Source organism: Rufibacter roseolus (assembly GCF_017916365.1).
Classification (GTDB): domain Bacteria; phylum Bacteroidota; class Bacteroidia; order Cytophagales; family Hymenobacteraceae; genus Nibribacter; species Nibribacter roseolus.
In genome coordinates, this window is sequence record NZ_JAFMSU010000002.1 from 205,217 (window position 1) to 221,861 (window position 16,645).

The 16,645-nt window shown below is 52.4% G+C and carries 11 protein-coding genes; 5 read left to right on the forward strand and 6 right to left on the reverse strand.

The features are described from left to right. Positions 1 to 281: 281 nt before the first annotated feature. The 4 genes from J3P35_RS09785 to J3P35_RS09800 all read left to right on the forward strand — a co-directional run bounded on the left by J3P35_RS09785 (position 282) and on the right by J3P35_RS09800 (position 7,877). The gene (locus J3P35_RS09785; protein WP_210464418.1) at positions 282 to 2,744 is read left to right on the forward strand and encodes a type IA DNA topoisomerase; all 2,463 of its coding nucleotides are present in this window, start codon (positions 282 to 284) and stop codon (positions 2,742 to 2,744) included. Between the two features lie 287 nt (positions 2,745 to 3,031). Next, on the forward strand, positions 3,032 to 4,048 hold the full coding sequence (locus J3P35_RS09790) for a septal ring lytic transglycosylase RlpA family protein (RefSeq protein ID WP_210464420.1): 1,017 nt from the start codon (positions 3,032 to 3,034) through the stop codon (positions 4,046 to 4,048). Between the two features lie 221 nt (positions 4,049 to 4,269). Beyond that, on the forward strand, positions 4,270 to 5,049 hold the full coding sequence (locus J3P35_RS09795) for a TIGR02757 family protein (protein ID WP_210464422.1): 780 nt from the start codon (positions 4,270 to 4,272) through the stop codon (positions 5,047 to 5,049). A 419-nt stretch (positions 5,050 to 5,468) separates the two neighbouring features. Next, a complete protein-coding gene (locus tag J3P35_RS09800; RefSeq protein ID WP_210464424.1) occupies positions 5,469 to 7,877 on the forward strand; it encodes an endonuclease MutS2 in 2,409 nt (802 codons plus the stop codon). Between the two features lie 101 nt (positions 7,878 to 7,978). Here the strand turns inward: J3P35_RS09800 and J3P35_RS09805 are convergent, their stop codons facing one another. From J3P35_RS09805 to J3P35_RS09815, 3 genes are all read right to left on the reverse strand, one after another. Continuing rightward, positions 7,979 to 8,512 (reverse strand): hypothetical protein, encoded by a 534-nt coding sequence (locus tag J3P35_RS09805; RefSeq protein ID WP_210464427.1) that lies wholly within the window; start codon positions 8,510 to 8,512, stop codon positions 7,979 to 7,981. Between the two features lie 19 nt (positions 8,513 to 8,531). Beyond that, the gene (gene murB, locus J3P35_RS09810; RefSeq protein WP_210464429.1) at positions 8,532 to 9,551 is read right to left on the reverse strand and encodes a UDP-N-acetylmuramate dehydrogenase; all 1,020 of its coding nucleotides are present in this window, start codon (positions 9,549 to 9,551) and stop codon (positions 8,532 to 8,534) included. A 135-nt stretch (positions 9,552 to 9,686) separates the two neighbouring features. Then, positions 9,687 to 10,994: a sugar MFS transporter gene (locus J3P35_RS09815; RefSeq protein WP_210464431.1), complete on the reverse strand. Its 1,308-nt coding sequence runs from the start codon at positions 10,992 to 10,994 to the stop codon at positions 9,687 to 9,689. 233 nt (positions 10,995 to 11,227) lie between these two features. Here J3P35_RS09815 and J3P35_RS09820 point away from each other — a divergent pair, with 233 nt between their 5' ends. Further along, on the forward strand, positions 11,228 to 12,409 hold the full coding sequence (locus J3P35_RS09820) for a THUMP domain-containing class I SAM-dependent RNA methyltransferase (RefSeq protein WP_210464433.1): 1,182 nt from the start codon (positions 11,228 to 11,230) through the stop codon (positions 12,407 to 12,409). Positions 12,410 to 12,573: 164 nt separating this feature from the next. Here the strand turns inward: J3P35_RS09820 and J3P35_RS09825 are convergent, their stop codons facing one another. The 3 genes from J3P35_RS09825 to murA all read right to left on the reverse strand — a co-directional run bounded on the left by J3P35_RS09825 (position 12,574) and on the right by murA (position 16,643). Then, positions 12,574 to 13,818, reverse strand: coding sequence for a serpin family protein (locus J3P35_RS09825; RefSeq protein WP_210464435.1), 1,245 nt, complete (start codon positions 13,816 to 13,818; stop codon positions 12,574 to 12,576). 184 nt (positions 13,819 to 14,002) lie between these two features. Then, on the reverse strand, positions 14,003 to 14,824 hold the full coding sequence (locus tag J3P35_RS09830; RefSeq protein ID WP_210464436.1) for a DUF4349 domain-containing protein: 822 nt from the start codon (positions 14,822 to 14,824) through the stop codon (positions 14,003 to 14,005). A gap of 514 nt (positions 14,825 to 15,338) precedes the next feature. Beyond that, positions 15,339 to 16,643, reverse strand: coding sequence for a UDP-N-acetylglucosamine 1-carboxyvinyltransferase (gene murA, locus J3P35_RS09835; RefSeq protein ID WP_210464437.1), 1,305 nt, complete (start codon positions 16,641 to 16,643; stop codon positions 15,339 to 15,341). Between the last annotated feature and the right edge of the window lie 2 nt (positions 16,644 to 16,645).

Below are 16,645 nucleotides of genomic sequence, written 5' to 3' on the forward strand. Positions count from 1 at the left end.
TTCATGTGATGCCCCATGGGGCACCGATTAATGTATACGAGTCCATTTTGGCCTTGTTTAGTATAAATCCCAAAATGCGGTGTAAAAACCTAACGGATGTAAGGGCTTTTAAGAGGGGTAACTGATTGGTAAATAAATGGTAAAGGAAATCGATGTAGTGCTGCAAAATTTCCAATACATAGGTAAAGTGATATGTGCGCGCTCAGGCTTTGGAATTGGGTTAAGGCCCTAAATTTCGTACCTTTGTGGTCTGTTTTTGACCCGTTTTCCTATAAATAGCCTTGAAACTCTGCATCGCCGAAAAACCCAGTGTAGCCCGTGAAATCGCCCATGTGATTGGTGCCAAGACCAAGATGAACGGCTATTTTGAGGGCAATGGGTACCAGGTCACGTGGACCTTCGGGCACTTCTGCCAGCTCTGCGAACCCGATGACTACAACCCCAACTGGAAGCGCTGGTACCTACCGGACCTGCCCTTGGTGCCTGACCGTTTTGACATCAAACTCATCAGCAACAAAGGGGTAGAACAACAGTTCAAGATCATCCAGACCTTGCTGGAAAATGCCAAGGAGGTGATCAACTGCGGCGATGCCGGCCAGGAAGGGGAGGTGATCCAGCGCTGGGTTCTGCACCAGGCCAAATACCGCAAGCCCTTCAAACGCCTCTGGATCTCCTCTTTGACTGAGGAAGCCATTAGGCAGGGGTTTGCCCAATTGCGCGACGGGAAAGAGTTTGACCAACTGTACCAGGCCGGTAAGAGCCGCGCCATAGGCGATTGGCTCCTGGGCATCAACGCCACCCGCCTGTTCACCGTGAAGTACGCCCAGGGGCGACAGCTGCTTTCTTTAGGTCGCGTGCAGACGCCTACTTTGGCCATGATCGTGCACCGCCACCTGGAGATCCAGAACTTTAAGTCTGAGCCTTTCTGGGAACTGAAGACTGTCTACCGCGAGGTAACCTTCAGCAGTACCTCGGGCCGTTTCAAAGACGAGGCCAAGGCGCAGGCCATTATGGAGCAGATCAGGCCCGCCGAGTTCGAGATCAAGGACGTGGAGACGAAGAAGGGCACCGAGAGTGCGCCCAGGCTCTTTGACCTGACCTCGCTGCAGGTGGAGTGCAACAACAAGTTTGGGATGTCAGCGGATGAGACGCTCAAGACGGTACAGAGCCTTTACGAGAAAAAGGTAGTCAGTTACCCGCGCGTGGATACGACTTTCCTGCCCGATGATATTTACCCCAAGATTCCCAGTATCCTGAGCGGCCTCACCGGGTACCAGCACCTCACACAGGAACTCCTGGGCAAGAAAATCAGGAAGTCGGCGAAGGTCTTCAACAACAACAAGGTCACTGATCACCACGCCATTATTCCTACGGGCTCAGAGGCCAGGGGGCTGTTCGGGACCGAGGCCAAGGTCTTCGATGTGGTGGCCAAACGGTTCATTGCGGCGTTCTACCCAGACTGTATCGTGAGCAACACGGTGGTGAATGGCGAGGCAGCGCAACACGCTTTTAGGGCCAAAGGCAAGCAGATCCTGGAGCCCGGCTGGCGCGTGGTCTACGGACCCGAGGAAAACACCTCGACACCCAAGCCTGCCGGTAAACCATCCGCCGAAGGCGAGGAGAAAGAAGAGGACCTGGCGGTGCTTCCGCACTTTGATGCCGGCGAGCGAGGCCCGCACGAGCCTTTGCTGGAGCGGAAATCCACCAGTCCGCCTAAGGATTTCACCGAGGCCACGCTCTTGCGCTCCATGGAGACCGCCGGCAAACAGGTGGAGGACGATGAGCTGAAAGAAGCGCTGAAGGAAAACGGCATCGGGCGGCCTTCCACTCGGGCGGCCATTATTGAGACGCTGTTCAAACGCAACTACATCCGGAAGGAGAAAAAGAAAATACTGCCTACCCAAATGGGCATTGACCTGATCCAGGTCATCAAGAACCCCACGCTCAAATCCGCGGAGATGACAGGGCAGTGGGAGAAGAAGCTTCGGCAGATTGAGGGCGGCGAGTTCTCCGCCGATGATTTCCTGCGTGAGCTGAAAGGCTTGGTGTGGGAAATGGTGCAGGAGGTAAAGCAGGACAACAAAACCGTGACCTTGCAACCTACCGAGACTGCCGCCAAAGCCCAGGAGAAAGAGCCCGCCAAAAAAGGGGAGAAAACCAAAAAAGAGGCCAAAAACACCCCATCCGCCGCAGGCGGGTTAGGTACTTGCCCGGCTTGCAAAACCGGCGCCATCCTGAAGGGAAGCCAGGCTTACGGCTGCGCCCGCTTCCGGGAAGGCTGTACGTTCAGGCTGCCCATGACCTTCCAGGGCAAGCCGCTGGGCGAGAAACAGGTGCAGACGCTTTTGAAGAAAGGCAAGAGTCCGGTGGTGAAAGGCTTTGTGGACGAGGCCTCTGGCGAGAAGTTTGACGCTGCGTTTGTGCTGTCGCCCACCCATGAACTGCAACTGGAGAAAGCCCAGGCCAAGGAACAGAAGCCCGTGGTCATGATCTGCCCCAAATGCAGCCAAGGGCAGATGCTCAAAGGAAAGACTGCCTACGGGTGCAGCCGGTTCAGGGAAGGGTGCCAGTTCATGGTGCCGTTTGAGCTGCACGGCAAGACCTTATCTGAAAGCCAGATACAGGCTTTGATCCTGAAAGGAAAGACCGGTAAGATCAAAGGCTTCACCTCGCCCAAGACTGGCAACAAATTTGAGGCTGCGCTTAAATTGAACGAGGAATTTAAGGTGGTATATCAGTTTTAAGGAGAAAATCAGTTATAAGAGGGGCTGCCTTCCGCCCGTTGAGCCGGAGGAAGGCAGTTTGAGAGGAGCTCTAAACGGGAAAGGAAGGCAGAAGGTTTTCGGTTTTTTTGGTAACTTACACCCTCTTAGCAGATTCAGCGGGGTTGTTTAAGCCTTCTGGTGCTGCTTTGAAACCAGGAGCCGCCTTTCTGAATTAGGGAAAAGTATTCTCTGGGGCAGAAAACCTCTGAAATAGGCAAGTTTTGAACTCCCCCTATGTTTGTAATTGATTAAACGAAGTAGAGTCCATGTTAAAGAAGTTTGTGTTTGTTTTGGGATGCCTCATGGTATCATACGGCGCTGCCTCCGCAGAGACGTTGTTCCTGCGTGATTCAACCGGGGTGAAGGTCCAGAACGGAAAAACCTACATCACCCATAAAGTAACTCCCGGCGAAACCCTTTACGGCCTGGCCCGCAAGTACGCGGTAGCCGTTGATAAAATTGTAGCCGCTAACAAGAACGTGAACAAAGCCCTGATTGTGGGCCAAACGGTTCTTATTCCCATTGAAGGTGGCAGTTCTGCTTCTGCTTCCAATTCCACCACCACAGCCAGCAAACCGGCGGAGACCGCAGCCAGTCCGGCCGCAAACCGTACCTACGAGGTAGACGCTAAAGGGAATAAAATCCATACGGTGCAGGCCCGCCAGACCATGTTCTCCATCGCGAACCAGCACCAGGTGAGCATTGATGACATCAAAAAGTGGAACAAGCTCACTGCCTCCACCGTGAAAGTGGGCCAGAAACTCATTGTAGGCACCGGTGAAAAAGCCCCGGCCGCCGCTGCTGCCAACGCCAAAGTGTACGTGCCTGAGTCTGATGACGTAGTTACCACGCCTAAGCAGGCCTCCAACACGCCGGCTGCCAGCCCGTCTACCCCGGTAGCCACTTCGTCCAGAACCACCAATGCCGCCTCTGCTAAGGCAGATAAAGCAGAAAAATCCGATAAAGCTGATGCCGATGACGACAAACCGGCCTCTAAGACTTCTGAGTACGTTTCAAGGGTGAACGAGAGCGGCATGGCCGAGCAGATTGAAACCCGCACCGATGCGAACAAATTCTTGGCCTTGCACAAGTCGGCCCCGGTAGGCACCATCATGGCGGTGAAAAACCCGATGAATGACCAGACCGTGTACGTGCGCGTAATCGGTAAACTGCCCGCCACCGGTGATAACGACAAAGTGGTGGTGAAGCTTTCCAGAAAAGCCTGCCAGCAGATAGGCGCTGTAGACAAACGCTTCCGGGTAGAAGTATCCTACATGCCCTAGGCGTTTATAACCTCATTTTATCAGAAGAGGCAAAAAACGGAAGCCACCACGGCCCGTCTTTTGCCTCTTCTGTTTTAAAGCTTTTTCACTGAAAACAGCTTAAAAGCAGGACAAGGAGAGGAGGCTCAGTGAATCCAACTATATCCTGTAAAAAACTGTAGATCTTTCTCGGGGCCTGTCCCTGATACTTAATTCTTAATTCCCCATTCCTAATTAATTCAATGTCCTACTCGTTCGCGCAACTGGAAAACCTGCTGGAAGACCGCTACCGGAAATACAACACCCCAGACTTCATCCCGCATGATCCGGTTTCTATTCCGCACCTGTTCACCCAGAAGCAGGACATTGAGATCGCTGGGTTCTTTGCATCCATTCTGGCTTGGGGTCAGCGCAAAACCATTATAAATAAATGCCGGGAACTGTTGCAGCGCATGGATAACGCCCCTTACCAGTTCATCACCCAGCACCAGGACGAGGACCTGAAGAACCTCCTTGGTTTCAAGCACCGCACCTTCAATGACACTGATCTGCTGTACCTGGTGTATTTCTTCCGCTGGTTCTATGAGCAGCACGACAGCCTGGAGAAAGCCTTTCTGGGTAATGGCGAAACGCCGATTCACTCTCAGAAAGCTCGTTTGGAGCACTTCTACGACCTGGTGTTCTCCTTAACTGAGGCCCCGCACCGCACCCGCAAGCACATTAGCACACCCGCTAAAAAATCGGCCTGTAAACGCATCAACATGTACCTGCGGTGGATGGTGCGGCAGGATGACCAGGGCGTTGATTTTGGGATATGGCAGCGCATGTCGCCCGCAGACCTGGTTTGTCCCTGCGATGTGCACGTGCAGCGCGTCTCCCGCCGTTTGGGTTTGATCCAACGCACCCAATCAGACTGGGCCATGGCCGAGGAACTCACCCAGAACCTCCGCCAGTTTGACCCCACAGATCCGGTAAAGTATGACTACGCCTTATTCGGGTTAGGGATAGAGGAGAAGTTTTGAGGTTTGCTTTTTTCTCCATTTGTCATCTTGGAAAGATCTTGTGGGCGAACTAGAAAGGCTTGGAGCCACTGCTTCAACAGTCCGCTCACAAGATCCTTTCAGGATGACAAAGAGGGGGAGGGAGGATCTCTATAAAATAGAATCATCTGCGTCATTGGAGAGAAAGCAATACACCTCCGTTCGCCCTTGTTGGTGTTATCACCAACAAGCACAATGCCCAATGAAGAATCAAGGGCAAAGTACTACTTGTGTCTTTGGTTGTAAAAATATGTTAAGTAAACTCCCCTCTTGTAAATCTTTATACCCACGCGGAACATAGAATGCTTAGACTATGTTCTATAATCCTGACCAATCCCGTATTTAAGCTATTTTTGCAGAATCGGGCTTGGAACGAAAATAAAACTAGAAAAAACAAAGACTTGATATATCCATCAAATTTTGAACAGAAGATAGGCTTCACCCAAATCAGAGAGATGCTGTCTGATGCCTGTTTAAGCCCATTGGGGCGGAAATTCGTGGAACGGGTTTCTTTCCTGGACCGCTTTGACCTGGTTCAGCGTTTGTTGCAGCAAACCCACGAGTTTGCCAACATCCTGCGCTCCGGCGAGGATTTCCCCTCCAGCTATTATTTTGACGTTACCGAGCACTTGAACCGCGCCGCCTTGGAAGGAGCTTTCCTGGAGGTGCGCGGCGTGTTTGAGGTGAAAATGTCCTTGCGAGCCATCCGTCAGGCTTTGGGCTTCTTCGTGGAGTCTGAGGAAGGCGAGTACCCGGCTCTGAAAGCCCTTACCATTGGGGTGGAAGTAGATCGGTCTCTAGTGGCTGCGTTGGAGAAACTGGTAGACGATAACGGCAACGTGAAAGACGATGCCTCGCCGGAACTGCAGCGCGTGAAACGGGACCTGATTGGGCAGCAAACTCAGCTCCGCAAGAACATCAGTAGTATCCTGCGCCACGCCAAAAACGAAGGCTGGACGCCCGGCGATGCCGAGCCTACTATTCGGGGTGGTCGTTTGGTGATTCCCGTGATTGCCGAGTACAAGCGCCGCATCAAAGGCCTCATCCATGATGAATCGGCCACGGGGCAGACCGTGTACCTGGAGCCCGAGAGCGTGTTTGAGCTGAACAACGACATCAAAGACCTGGAAAACGCCTACCACCGCGAGCTGATCAGGCTGTTGACGGCCGTTACCAATCAGGTGCGTCACCATTTACCGGCGTTGCGTAAGGCGTATCAGTTCCTGGCCTTGCTGGACTTCATCCGAGCTAAATCAGTAGTTGCAAACAAGCTGGGTGCCATTATGCCGGAGTTACACAAGCGCCCGGTGATGAAGTGGAAGAACGCGCGTCATCCCATTCTGCACCTTACCTTGCAGGCGCAAGGCAAGAAAGCTGTGCCTTTGTCGCTGGACCTGGACCAGGAACAGCGCATCCTGCTGATCTCCGGACCTAACGCCGGGGGTAAATCGGTGGCCATGAAAACCGCTGGTTTGTTGCAGTACATGCTGCAGTGCGGTCTGTTGATTCCGGTGGACGAGGGTTCTGAGGCTGGTCTTTTCGGGGATATCTTCCTGGACATGGGCGATGAGCAATCCATTGAGAACGACCTGAGTACCTATAGCTCTCACCTGCAGAACATGAAGCAGTTTGTGCTGCTGGCAGATAAAAAATCCCTGGTCTTAATCGACGAGTTCGGTACCGGGACGGAGCCAGCGTTGGGCGGGGCTATTGCCGAGGCGGTGTTGGGGCAACTGCACCAGCAGAAAGTGTTTGGCGTGATCACCACCCACTACACCAACCTGAAGAACTTCGCGGAGAAGAACCCTGGCATCGTGAACGGCGCCATGCGCTACAATCCCGCCGAATTGCAGCCGCTTTACCAACTGGAGATAGGCAAACCGGGTTCTTCTTTTGCCCTGGAAATCGCCCGCAAGATCGGCTTGCCGAAGAACATCATTGACAAAGCCGGCACGCTGGTAGGGAAGGAGAAAATTCGCTACGACAAATTGCTGGAGCAACTGGAGCAGGAGAAAACTGACCTGGAACGCAAAAACGCGGCCGTGGCCAAACACGAGCGCAAACTGCAGAAACAGGTAGAGGAATACACCGCCCTCAAGCAGCACCTGGAGGAAAGCAAGCAGGATATCATCCGGACCGCCAAAGGCCAGGCCAAGCTGCTCCTGAAAGACGCGAACCAGCAAATCGAGAGCACCATTGAGCAGATCAGACGCAGCCAGGCCGACAAGGAACAGACCAAAGCGGCCCGTCAGCAACTGGAGACGTTCAAGGAGACCCTCACGCCCGAGCCGAAGCCGGTCTTCAAACGGAACGGATCGGTACCGACTGGACCTCTGCAGCCAGGCGAGCGCGTGGCGTTGATCGGGCAGGACTCCGTGGGTGAACTGTTGGCCATCAAAGGGAAGACCGCGGAAGTGAGCTTCGGCGGACTGAAAACCATTGTGAAGCTGGAGAAACTGGAGCGCCCTGACCCGAACGTGGTCCGCGAGAAAGCCAAGAAGGAGAAGGAACTGGCCACGGCCACTGCCCCTTCCAAAGGACTAGATGTGACCCAACGCATGGCCGATTTCCAGTACACGCTTGACGTTCGCGGCCAACGCGCCGAGGAAGCCCTTACCACCGTCATGAACTTCATGGACGATGCTATCATGCTGGGCATGCCCGAGGTGAAGATCATCCACGGCCGCGGCAACGGTATTCTCAAGCAGATCATCCGGGATTATGTGCGCACCCTGCGCGAAGTAGCCAGCGTCGCCGATGAACACATAGAACGCGGTGGGGACGGGGTTTCCATCATCGTGCTGAAGTAAGATCGTTTTAAGGCTGTTTTCCAGAAAATAGCCTCAAATCAAGTGCATACAAAAAGGGCCTGCAAAAACGCAGGCCCTTTTTTATTTCAGGATACAAAGTCTTATAGTTTTGCCAGGATTTTCAGGAGCATCCGGCCTCTGGCGTTAATGGCTTTGCCGCCTTTGGCCATGTGGTGGTGCACCAATTCCTCCACCTCCTGCCTCAACCAGGGCTGCTGGCGGGCAATGTCGGTGAGGGACTGGAGGCAGAACACTTTCACAAACTGGTGGTCCAGGTGCAAGAGCCAGTATTGCAGCCGATCCACGACGGTGGGCACGGCCTCATCAGACCAGGGCAGCAGACCCAGTAAGGAAGGGATGAAAAAGTTGAAAGCGGGGTCCAGGTCAGGTAGGGCCAATCGCTCAAGGATTTCTTCTTGGTAGGGCTTGAACCACCCGGGTTGCTTTTTCGCGACGGCTTCCACCACATGTGCCGCCCGGGCCCGCACACCATATTCAGAGTGGTACAGGCAGGGCCATAGAGCAGCCAGGGTTTCTTCGCCGTTCTGCAGGATGATTTGGGCAACCTCATCGGCACGACCTTTACTGTTGGGTTTGCCTTCGGTCAAGAACTCCTGGAAGTCTGCGGTGGTCATGCGTGCCGGCAGATAGCCCTTAGATAATGTTCACCTCGGGCGTGAGCGTGATGCCGAATTTATCCTGCACCGATTGGATGATCTCGTAGGCCAGGTCCTTCACGTCATTACCAGCAGCGCCGCCGTAATTCACCAGCACCAGCGCCTGGTCTTTGTGCACGCCGTGTTTGCCCAGCACCTTGCCTTTCCAGCCGCACTGTTCAATGAGCCAACCAGCCGGTACCTTCATGATCTCGGGGCTCACTGGGTAACCCGGGATGCCGGGATACTGCGCTTTCAGCATCTCAAACATGGAAAGGGCAATCTCGGGGTTTTTGAAGAAGGAGCCTGCGTTCCCTATCTGGGCCGGATCTGGCAGCTTGCTTCTTCTGATATGGCATACGGCCTCGCTAATGGCTCTCAGACTTAGTTCCTTCATCTGCTGCTGCGCCAGCGTGTCCTGGATGGCACCATAGGAGGTGTTGAAGGTATGCTCTTTCGTGAGGCGGAGGGTAACTGAGGTGACAATGTACTGGCCTTTGGCTTCTTTCTTGAACACACTCTCGCGGTACCCAAAACCGCATTGCTCCTTGTTGAACGTCAACACGTTGCCAGTAGCCATCTCCAGTGCCTCCAGAGAAACAAAGGTGTCTTTCAACTCCACACCATAGGCCCCAATGTTCTGCAGCGGAGCGGCGCCCACCGTACCAGGTATCAGCGACAGGTTCTCAATTCCGCCCAGGTCATGCTCCAGCGTGTACAGCACCAGTTCATGCCAGGTCTCACCGCTACCCGAGGTCACCAGCACGTGTTTCCCGTCTTCTTCCGGGGTTTGGGTAATGCCTTTGATGCGGTTCAGGAGAACGGCTGCTTCCACATTCTGGGTGAAAAGCACGTTGCTGCCGCCGCCCAGAATCAGTTTGGGCAACACCTGTACTTCGGAATTCTGGAGGAGTTCCCGCAGTTCATCCACCGAGGCGAACTCGGCTAGCAGGGTAGCTTTGGCATCAATTCCGAAGGTGTTGTAAGGCTGCAGCGAGGCGTTTCGTTCAATTTTCATGGGTGACAAGTGGAGTGAAAGGGCAAAAGTACGCAACTATACAAAATATTACTCTAAGGGGCTGTAAACAAAAAGCCACCCCGGGTAGGGGCGGCTTTCCTGGTTTGAGGCTGATTTCTAAAAATCGGCCTTAAATCAAAGGTTTACTTTTCTGGTTCTGATTTTATAACCAATAGCGGCGAAATACCAGATGAACAGGTAACACGGCACCATCATCCAGTAGGCGCTCTGCGGGTTCAGCACGTCTACCAGGAAACCATACAGCAGCGGAAGCAAGGCACCCCCGGCAATACCCATGATCAGGAGTGAGGAACCTATTTTAGTGAACCGGCCTAAATCAGCAATAGCCAGTGGGAAGATGGTCGGCCACATCAACGAGTTGGCCAGACCCAACAAAGAAATGCTGAGCACCGAAACACTACCTTCAGTGAAAAGAGCCATCAAGGTAAAAATCACCCCTAAAATAGCACAGATTTGCAATGCCCTTTGTTGGCTCAGGTACTTAGGAATTGCTCCGATACCGATACTGTACCCGATTACCATGGCCCATAAAGTGAAAGTTGTATAACGTGAGGCTTCTTCCAGCGGGACACCCTGGCTAGATGCATAATTGATCACGGTATCACCAGCCATCACTTCAACACCCACATATAAGAACAGACTTATCACGCCAATGACCAAATGGGGAAATTGGAACACGCTGGTCTTGCCAGTGTTGGCGGCGGCTACCGTCTCATTTTCCTGCTCAGTGTCTATTTCGGGCAATCCCGAAAAATAGGTAAACACTGCCAGTAAAAGGAGGGCAACCATGATGAACAGATAAGGAGATATCACGCGTGAAGCAAGGGCATCTAATCCTGCTGCTTTCTGGGCCGCATCCATGGTTTCTAAACTTGCCACCAGTTCATCGGTGCCAACCAATAAAATGCTACCTAAAATAAAGGGAGCTGCTGAACCTGCAATTTTGTTGCAGATACCCATGAAACTGATGCGCTTAGCTGCACTTTCAGGAGGGCCTATAATGGAAACGTAAGGGTTCACGGCTGCTTGTAGCACCGTTAATCCAGTTCCCTGCACAAACAGGCCTAATAGAAACAATGCATAGGTACGAGTCATAGCTGCCGGAATAAAGATCAAAGCGCCCACGGCGATAATCAGCAAACCAGCAGACATTCCTTTCTTAAATCCGGTTTTCTTCAGGAGCCAAGCGGCCGGGACACCCATCACCAGATAGGCAATGTAAAACGCGAACGTTACGAGGAAGGCCTCAAAGTTGTTGAGTTCACAGGCGATTTTGAGGTAGGGAATCAGGACGGAGTTGAGCCAGGTCACAAACCCGAACACAAAAAACAGGGCCCCGATGATGGCCATGGCCCGGGTATAGTTTGTTTGGGGGGCTTGTACCTGACTAGGAGAAGAAGCCGAAGACATTATTTTAGACATAGCTACGTTTAGAAGAATTTTCCACGAGTATCAATATTAAGAATTATCTCTGTGCGGTAAACCATCTCAAGCCCGAAAGTTTATGTTTTTTCCGCGTGCCAGGCTCAGAAGACGGTTAACTGTATTTAAAAAGTCAAATAGAGTTAGTCCTTGCGGTAAAAGCTGCGGTGATGCCTGCTTTTTTTCCGAAATTGCGGCCTCTTAAATTTGAAGCATCATTAAACGCTCCGCACATGGCCAAGGCAAAATCATCGGGTAATTTCAATATGACGGCAACTACCCTGGCGGGTCTGGAAGAAGTGCTGGCGCAGGAGCTCCGCGATCTGGGAGCGCAGTACGTGAAACCAGGCGTGCGGGCGGTAACCTTCAGCGGAAACCAATACCTGATGTACCAGGCCAACCTGTGCTGCCGCACTGCTATCAGAATTCTAAAGCCTTTTGCCCAGTTCAAAGCCCGTGACGAGAAAGAGCTGTATTTGAAGGTGCGGGAACTGGACTGGGACAGATACATGAGCCTGAATGATACCTTCGCCATCAACGCGGTGGTATCGCGCTCCACGTTTGAGCACTCGCTGTATGTGTCTCAACTGACCAAAGATGCCATCGTGGATCAATTCCGGGAGAAAACCGGCCGGCGTCCAAACATTGATGTGACTACCCCGGATGTCCGGATCAACCTGCACATGCACGAGAACATCGTGTCCCTGGCCCTGGATTCCTCGGGCGACTCACTGCACCGCCGGGGTTACCGCCAACAGACCAATGTGGCCCCGCTGAACGAGGTACTGGCCGCCGGCATTTTGCTGTTGAGCGGATGGGACAAAAGATCACCGCTGTATGACCCCATGTGTGGTTCCGGGACGTTTCTGGCCGAGGCGGCCATGATTGCCCACAATATAGCGCCGGGCGTGTACCGCCGCGACTACGGCTTCATGCGCTGGCCAGATTATGATGCCGACCTCTACAAACGCGTGTACCAGGATGCCCTCTCCAAAGAAGACCTGGAGGTGGAAGTGGATATCTATGGCTCTGACGTGGACCCCGACTTTGTGGAAGCCGCTTTCCAGAACCTGGAGTATGCTGAGTTGGACCAGTTCGTGCGCATCAAAGAATTAGATTTTAAGGAAGCGGTGAAACCAACAGATAGAGGCATCATTGTCATGAACCCGCCCTACGGCGAACGGATTGGTGACGAAAGCGAGATCAACGGCCTCTACAAAATGATTGGCGACACCCTCAAAGCCAACTTCCAGGATTGGGACGCTGCCATCTTCACCGGTAACCTGGAAGCCGCCAAGCACATCGGGTTAAAGCCATCCCGCCGCATCCCGCTCTACAACGGCCCCATTGAGTGCCGTCTCTTCAAATATGAACTCTACCGCGGCAGCCGCAGAGAGAAAGAAGTGAGTGAGTGAGTGAGTGAGTGAGTGAGTGAGTGAGTGAGTGAGTGAGTTGCGGATTAGACTTTGCTTCTTTTAACTGGTAAGTCTCTTATAAAAATACAAACCCCGTTTAAAGGCCATTTTCGGGAAATTGGCCTTTAAACGGGGTTTGTATTTTTAGCTTTCGCCAAAGCGCCTTACTGGGGTTGCATGAGTCTCCCGATGAAGAGGATGGCGTTGGTTGATTTTTCCCGGATAAGGAACACGAACGGTTTGTCAATCATAACAGAAAGCGGGACCGAAGTCACCATAATCCCCACCGAGGTGGCCGCCGCGGCTTCGGTGCCTTCTTCGTTCACTTCCACAAAAGTCTTGTGGTTCACCTCGGAGATACTGAGGTTGCCGGTGGCATTGATCCGGCTGAAATCGGCTTGGTCGCTGAATGCCACGGCCATGCCCAGGTTTTTCAAAGCCTGCTCAAGGTTTTCGCTATATTTCAGCTCCAGCTTGAATTTGGGCATTTTCAGTTCCAGGGAAGAAGTATCTGCCTTGGCTAACCAATGTGTCACATTAGCTTGGGTCAACTCGGGCATAAGGTCCTTTACCGTGCGCTGGCCCGAGGGCACAATCATGGTCATGCTGTACTGTCCGTTGCCATACGGTAGGTCAATGACCTGTTTAGAGGCATCCTGGTACATGAGGTACTTGCCTTTGCGGAGGGTCATGAACGGGTGCGACACCGTAGCGCCGTTCTCTAACTTAAACAGCCTTGGGGCAGTAAGTTGCTTATCAAACTGGTAAGCCCAGGCGCCTTTGAAGTAAATGGCGTTGATGAGGAAAAGCATATGGTCTGGCGTTACCTGCTCCACAATGGTTTTGATCTTGCCTTTGGTCTTGTCGTTCACCCAGTTGTTGATCTCGTTTTTAGCCGATGGGGAGGAGAAGTTCAGCGGCTTCACGGTGGCCTGGAAGTAATTCTGGTTTGTACTCACAAAGGGGGCCAGCACCTCAAACTTGTCGTTCAGCCAGATAGAATTAGCCGCGTTGAATTCCACTTTCTTGTCCATGCCCACCAGCAATTCAGACAGGCTCTTGAAGGAGCCGTTGATCTCCTCGTCTGAAGCATCCCCGAAGCCCAGGGTTTGCTTCATGGCTTCTTTGGTGCCGTTGGCCGCGCCGTTGTAAGTCATGGTAAGGGCCATACTCAAGCTTATAGGCGAGATGAACACGTTTTTGCCATCCTCCAGTTGGCTTATCTGCGCGAAGGACTTAAAGGCGAACTCGTTGGAACCAGCCACGGTTTTGGATTCCTGGACCGTAAGTGGCCGGGTTTTAGGCGTATTGTCTTCCGGGCTAGGGTCTTGGCCCTCACAGGCGTTGGTGAGCATCAGCAGGGAGCCTGCCATGGCCAGAAAAGAGGTTTTCAGTAAAGTCTTGTTCATGGAGGGTGGGGTTAAGGTAAGTGCCGTTGTAAGTTTTAGATCAGGTTATTCAGCAAGATGACCCTTTACCCGGGCAGATAGTTGCATCTACTAAAAGTTAAATTTAGCCTGTTCTACATTGTAAAACTAAAAGACCGCCAGTTTATGTTTTGGCGGTCTTTTGCTAGAAACAGGACCTAAACGGCTAGGCCAGATTCCGCTTCCGGAGGAAGATGAAAATGCCCAGCACTACGCACCAAACCGGCCAAATGTAGAACAAACCCACAATCAGCGAAAGCCATAGTTGCCAGCCCGTGTTCATGGCCTCCAGAAGTCTGGTCACAAAGCTGGGCTCCACGGCTACCGGCACAGGAATCACCTGGTACATGGCAAGCTTGATGGTGCTGTATGAAGTCTGGTTCTGCAGGTAACGTAGGCGGGCCTCGGTGCTTTCAATCTCTTCGCGCACAAGCTGTATCTCACGCTCCACCTCCAGGATCTGCTTTATGTTTTTGGCTTCCTTCAACAAGCCCATGAACCGCTGCTCCACCGCCAACTTCGCTTTCTTACGGGCTTCCAGATCCACGTACTCCATGCCTACATCCTCAGTGGTGATGGTGCGCTCATCTATCACCACGCTCTCTTTCTGCAGCTGCCGCAATAGCGGTTTAAAGTTCTCGGGTTTCACCCGAATGACGAACTCCGTCGTTTTGGCCTCATCGCTCTGGTGTTGGGTGGTGTTGGCGAGCGTAGCATCCATTTCATCTACCATAGCCTCCACCCGCTGCGTGCTGGCCGATAGGTCCTGCACCTGGAACTTTACTTCGGCCTGCCGGATCACGTGGTCCTGGGTTTTAGATTTTGCCTTGTCTTTGGCTACGTTGTCTGTCACCGGAGTACTTTCTGTGGTCGCCTGCTGCGCAGAATCCTCCATGACAGAGGCTGACTCTTTGGCGGCGCACCCGCTGAACAGCACAGAACCTGCAATTAAATAGGGAAGAGAGAAGAGAGAGAGGTTGGTTTTCATAGGCTTCATTGGCTTAGGTTTCACCTTAATCCTTTATGCTTCAAAAAGGTAACCCGTAAAAACAGGACAATATAAAGACGAACTTAAGCGTTTGCCAACCATTTTTAGGCAGCTGGAATTCATGTGAATTTGAAAGCAGAAGGCTAATTTAGGCCTGTTTTGGAGGTAATATGCCTAAAATAGGGATAAGAAAAATTGAGCTAAAATATATTAGATATGGTTTTGGAAAGGGGCAAAAGTTAAACCTACTTCCACCCAGGAGGTGAGTATAGGATAATGTGGAAGTGATTACTGCAATCTTTGCAATCTGGAAAGGCGCCTATTTTTAGTATAAGTTGCTCAAAGTAGATTCCCCTCCTCGGAGGGGTAGGGGTGGGTTATTCAGCTTACGAGCTTTACAAGCTATCCTTGAGCAAATAACTCCACAACCAAAAAACCCATAAAGCAGAAAAGGAACCTGTTTTAGGCTCCTTTTCTGCTTTATAGGTTAAAAACGGATAATTCCGCTTAAGAACTAGATACGGTTGATTTGCGCGCCCAGGGCGTTCAGACGGCCGTCAATGTTTTGGTAACCGCGGTCGATCTGCTCAATGTTGTGGATCACGCTACGGCCTTCGGCGGAAAGCGCGGCGATGAGCAGGGCCACTCCGGCTCTGATATCAGGCGAAGTCATAGAGATACCGCGTAGAGCTACTTGTCTGTTATGGCCAATCACGGTGGCACGGTGCGGATCGCAGAGGATGATCTGGGCGCCCATGTCAATGAGTTTGTCTACGAAGAACAGGCGGCTCTCAAACATCTTCTGGTGAATGAGCACGGTTCCTTTGGCTTGGGTAGCCACCACCAGTGCGATGCTGAGCAAATCTGGAGTGAAACCTGGCCAGGTGTGGTCAGAAACCGTCAGAATGCTGCCGTCAATGTAGGTATCAATCTCGTAATGGTCCTGCGCCGGGATGTAGATATCATCCCCGTGGAATTCCATCTTAATGCCCAGGCGGCGGAAGGTATCCGGAATCAAGCCCAGTTCACGAATTTGCGCGTCTTTGATGGTGATCTCAGAACCGGTCATCCCGGCCAGGCCGATGAAAGACCCGATCTCGATCATATCTGGGAGCATGCGGTGCTCGGTACCACCCAGTTTCTCCACGCCTTCAATGATGAGCAAGTTAGACCCGATGCCGCTGATCTTGGCACCCATGCGGTTCAGCATTTTGCAAAGCTGCTGCAGGTAAGGCTCACAGGCGGCGTTATAGATGGTTGTGATACCCTCTGCCAAAACGGCGGCCATCACGATGTTGGCGGTTCCGGTCACCGAGGCTTCGTCCAGCAACATGTACGTGCCTTTCAGGTTTTTGCCTTCCAGGTGGTAGAAGCTGTCATTGGCATCATAGGTGAACTTGGCTCCCAGTTTCTCAAACGCCAGGAAGTGCGTGTCCAGTCTGCGACGACCGATTTTGTCTCCGCCCGGTTTAGGCAGTTTGGCCACGCCGTAACGGGCCAGCATCGGACCTAAAATCATCACCGATCCACGGATGGCACGGGCCTGCTCAATGAATTTGTCGGTGGTAAGATAATCAAGGTTAACGTCTGCGGCCGTGAAGATATAGGTGTCTGGCGCAGTCTGCTCCACCTGAACGCCCATGTCCCTTAAAAGCTCAATCAGCTTGTTTACATCCCTGATGTTGGGGATATTGGAGATAATAACCGGTTCAGCGGTTAAAAGCACAGCGCACAGAATCTGCAACGCCTCGTTCTTTGCTCCCTGTGGGATAATCTCGCCGTGTAGAGTACGGCCGCCTATTACTTCAAAAGAAGCCATGC

Bases quoted from the DNA above. Each gene is read 5' to 3' on its own strand.
- J3P35_RS09795 (WP_210464422.1), top strand. From the start codon at position 4,270: ATGTCCTACTCGTTCGCGCAACTGGAAAACCTGCTGGAAGACCGCTAC.
- J3P35_RS09820 (WP_210464433.1), top strand. From the start codon at position 11,228: ATGGCCAAGGCAAAATCATCGGGTAATTTCAATATGACGGCAACTACC.
- J3P35_RS09825 (WP_210464435.1), bottom strand. From the start codon at position 13,818: ATGAACAAGACTTTACTGAAAACCTCTTTTCTGGCCATGGCAGGCTCC.
- murB (WP_210464429.1), bottom strand. From the start codon at position 9,551: ATGAAAATTGAACGAAACGCCTCGCTGCAGCCTTACAACACCTTCGGA.
- J3P35_RS09815 (WP_210464431.1), bottom strand. From the start codon at position 10,994: ATGTCTAAAATAATGTCTTCGGCTTCTTCTCCTAGTCAGGTACAAGCC.
- J3P35_RS09830 (WP_210464436.1), bottom strand. From the start codon at position 14,824: ATGAAAACCAACCTCTCTCTCTTCTCTCTTCCCTATTTAATTGCAGGT.
- J3P35_RS09790 (WP_210464420.1), top strand. From the start codon at position 3,032: ATGTTAAAGAAGTTTGTGTTTGTTTTGGGATGCCTCATGGTATCATAC.
- murA (WP_210464437.1), bottom strand. From the start codon at position 16,643: ATGGCTTCTTTTGAAGTAATAGGCGGCCGTACTCTACACGGCGAGATT.
- J3P35_RS09805 (WP_210464427.1), bottom strand. From the start codon at position 8,512: ATGACCACCGCAGACTTCCAGGAGTTCTTGACCGAAGGCAAACCCAAC.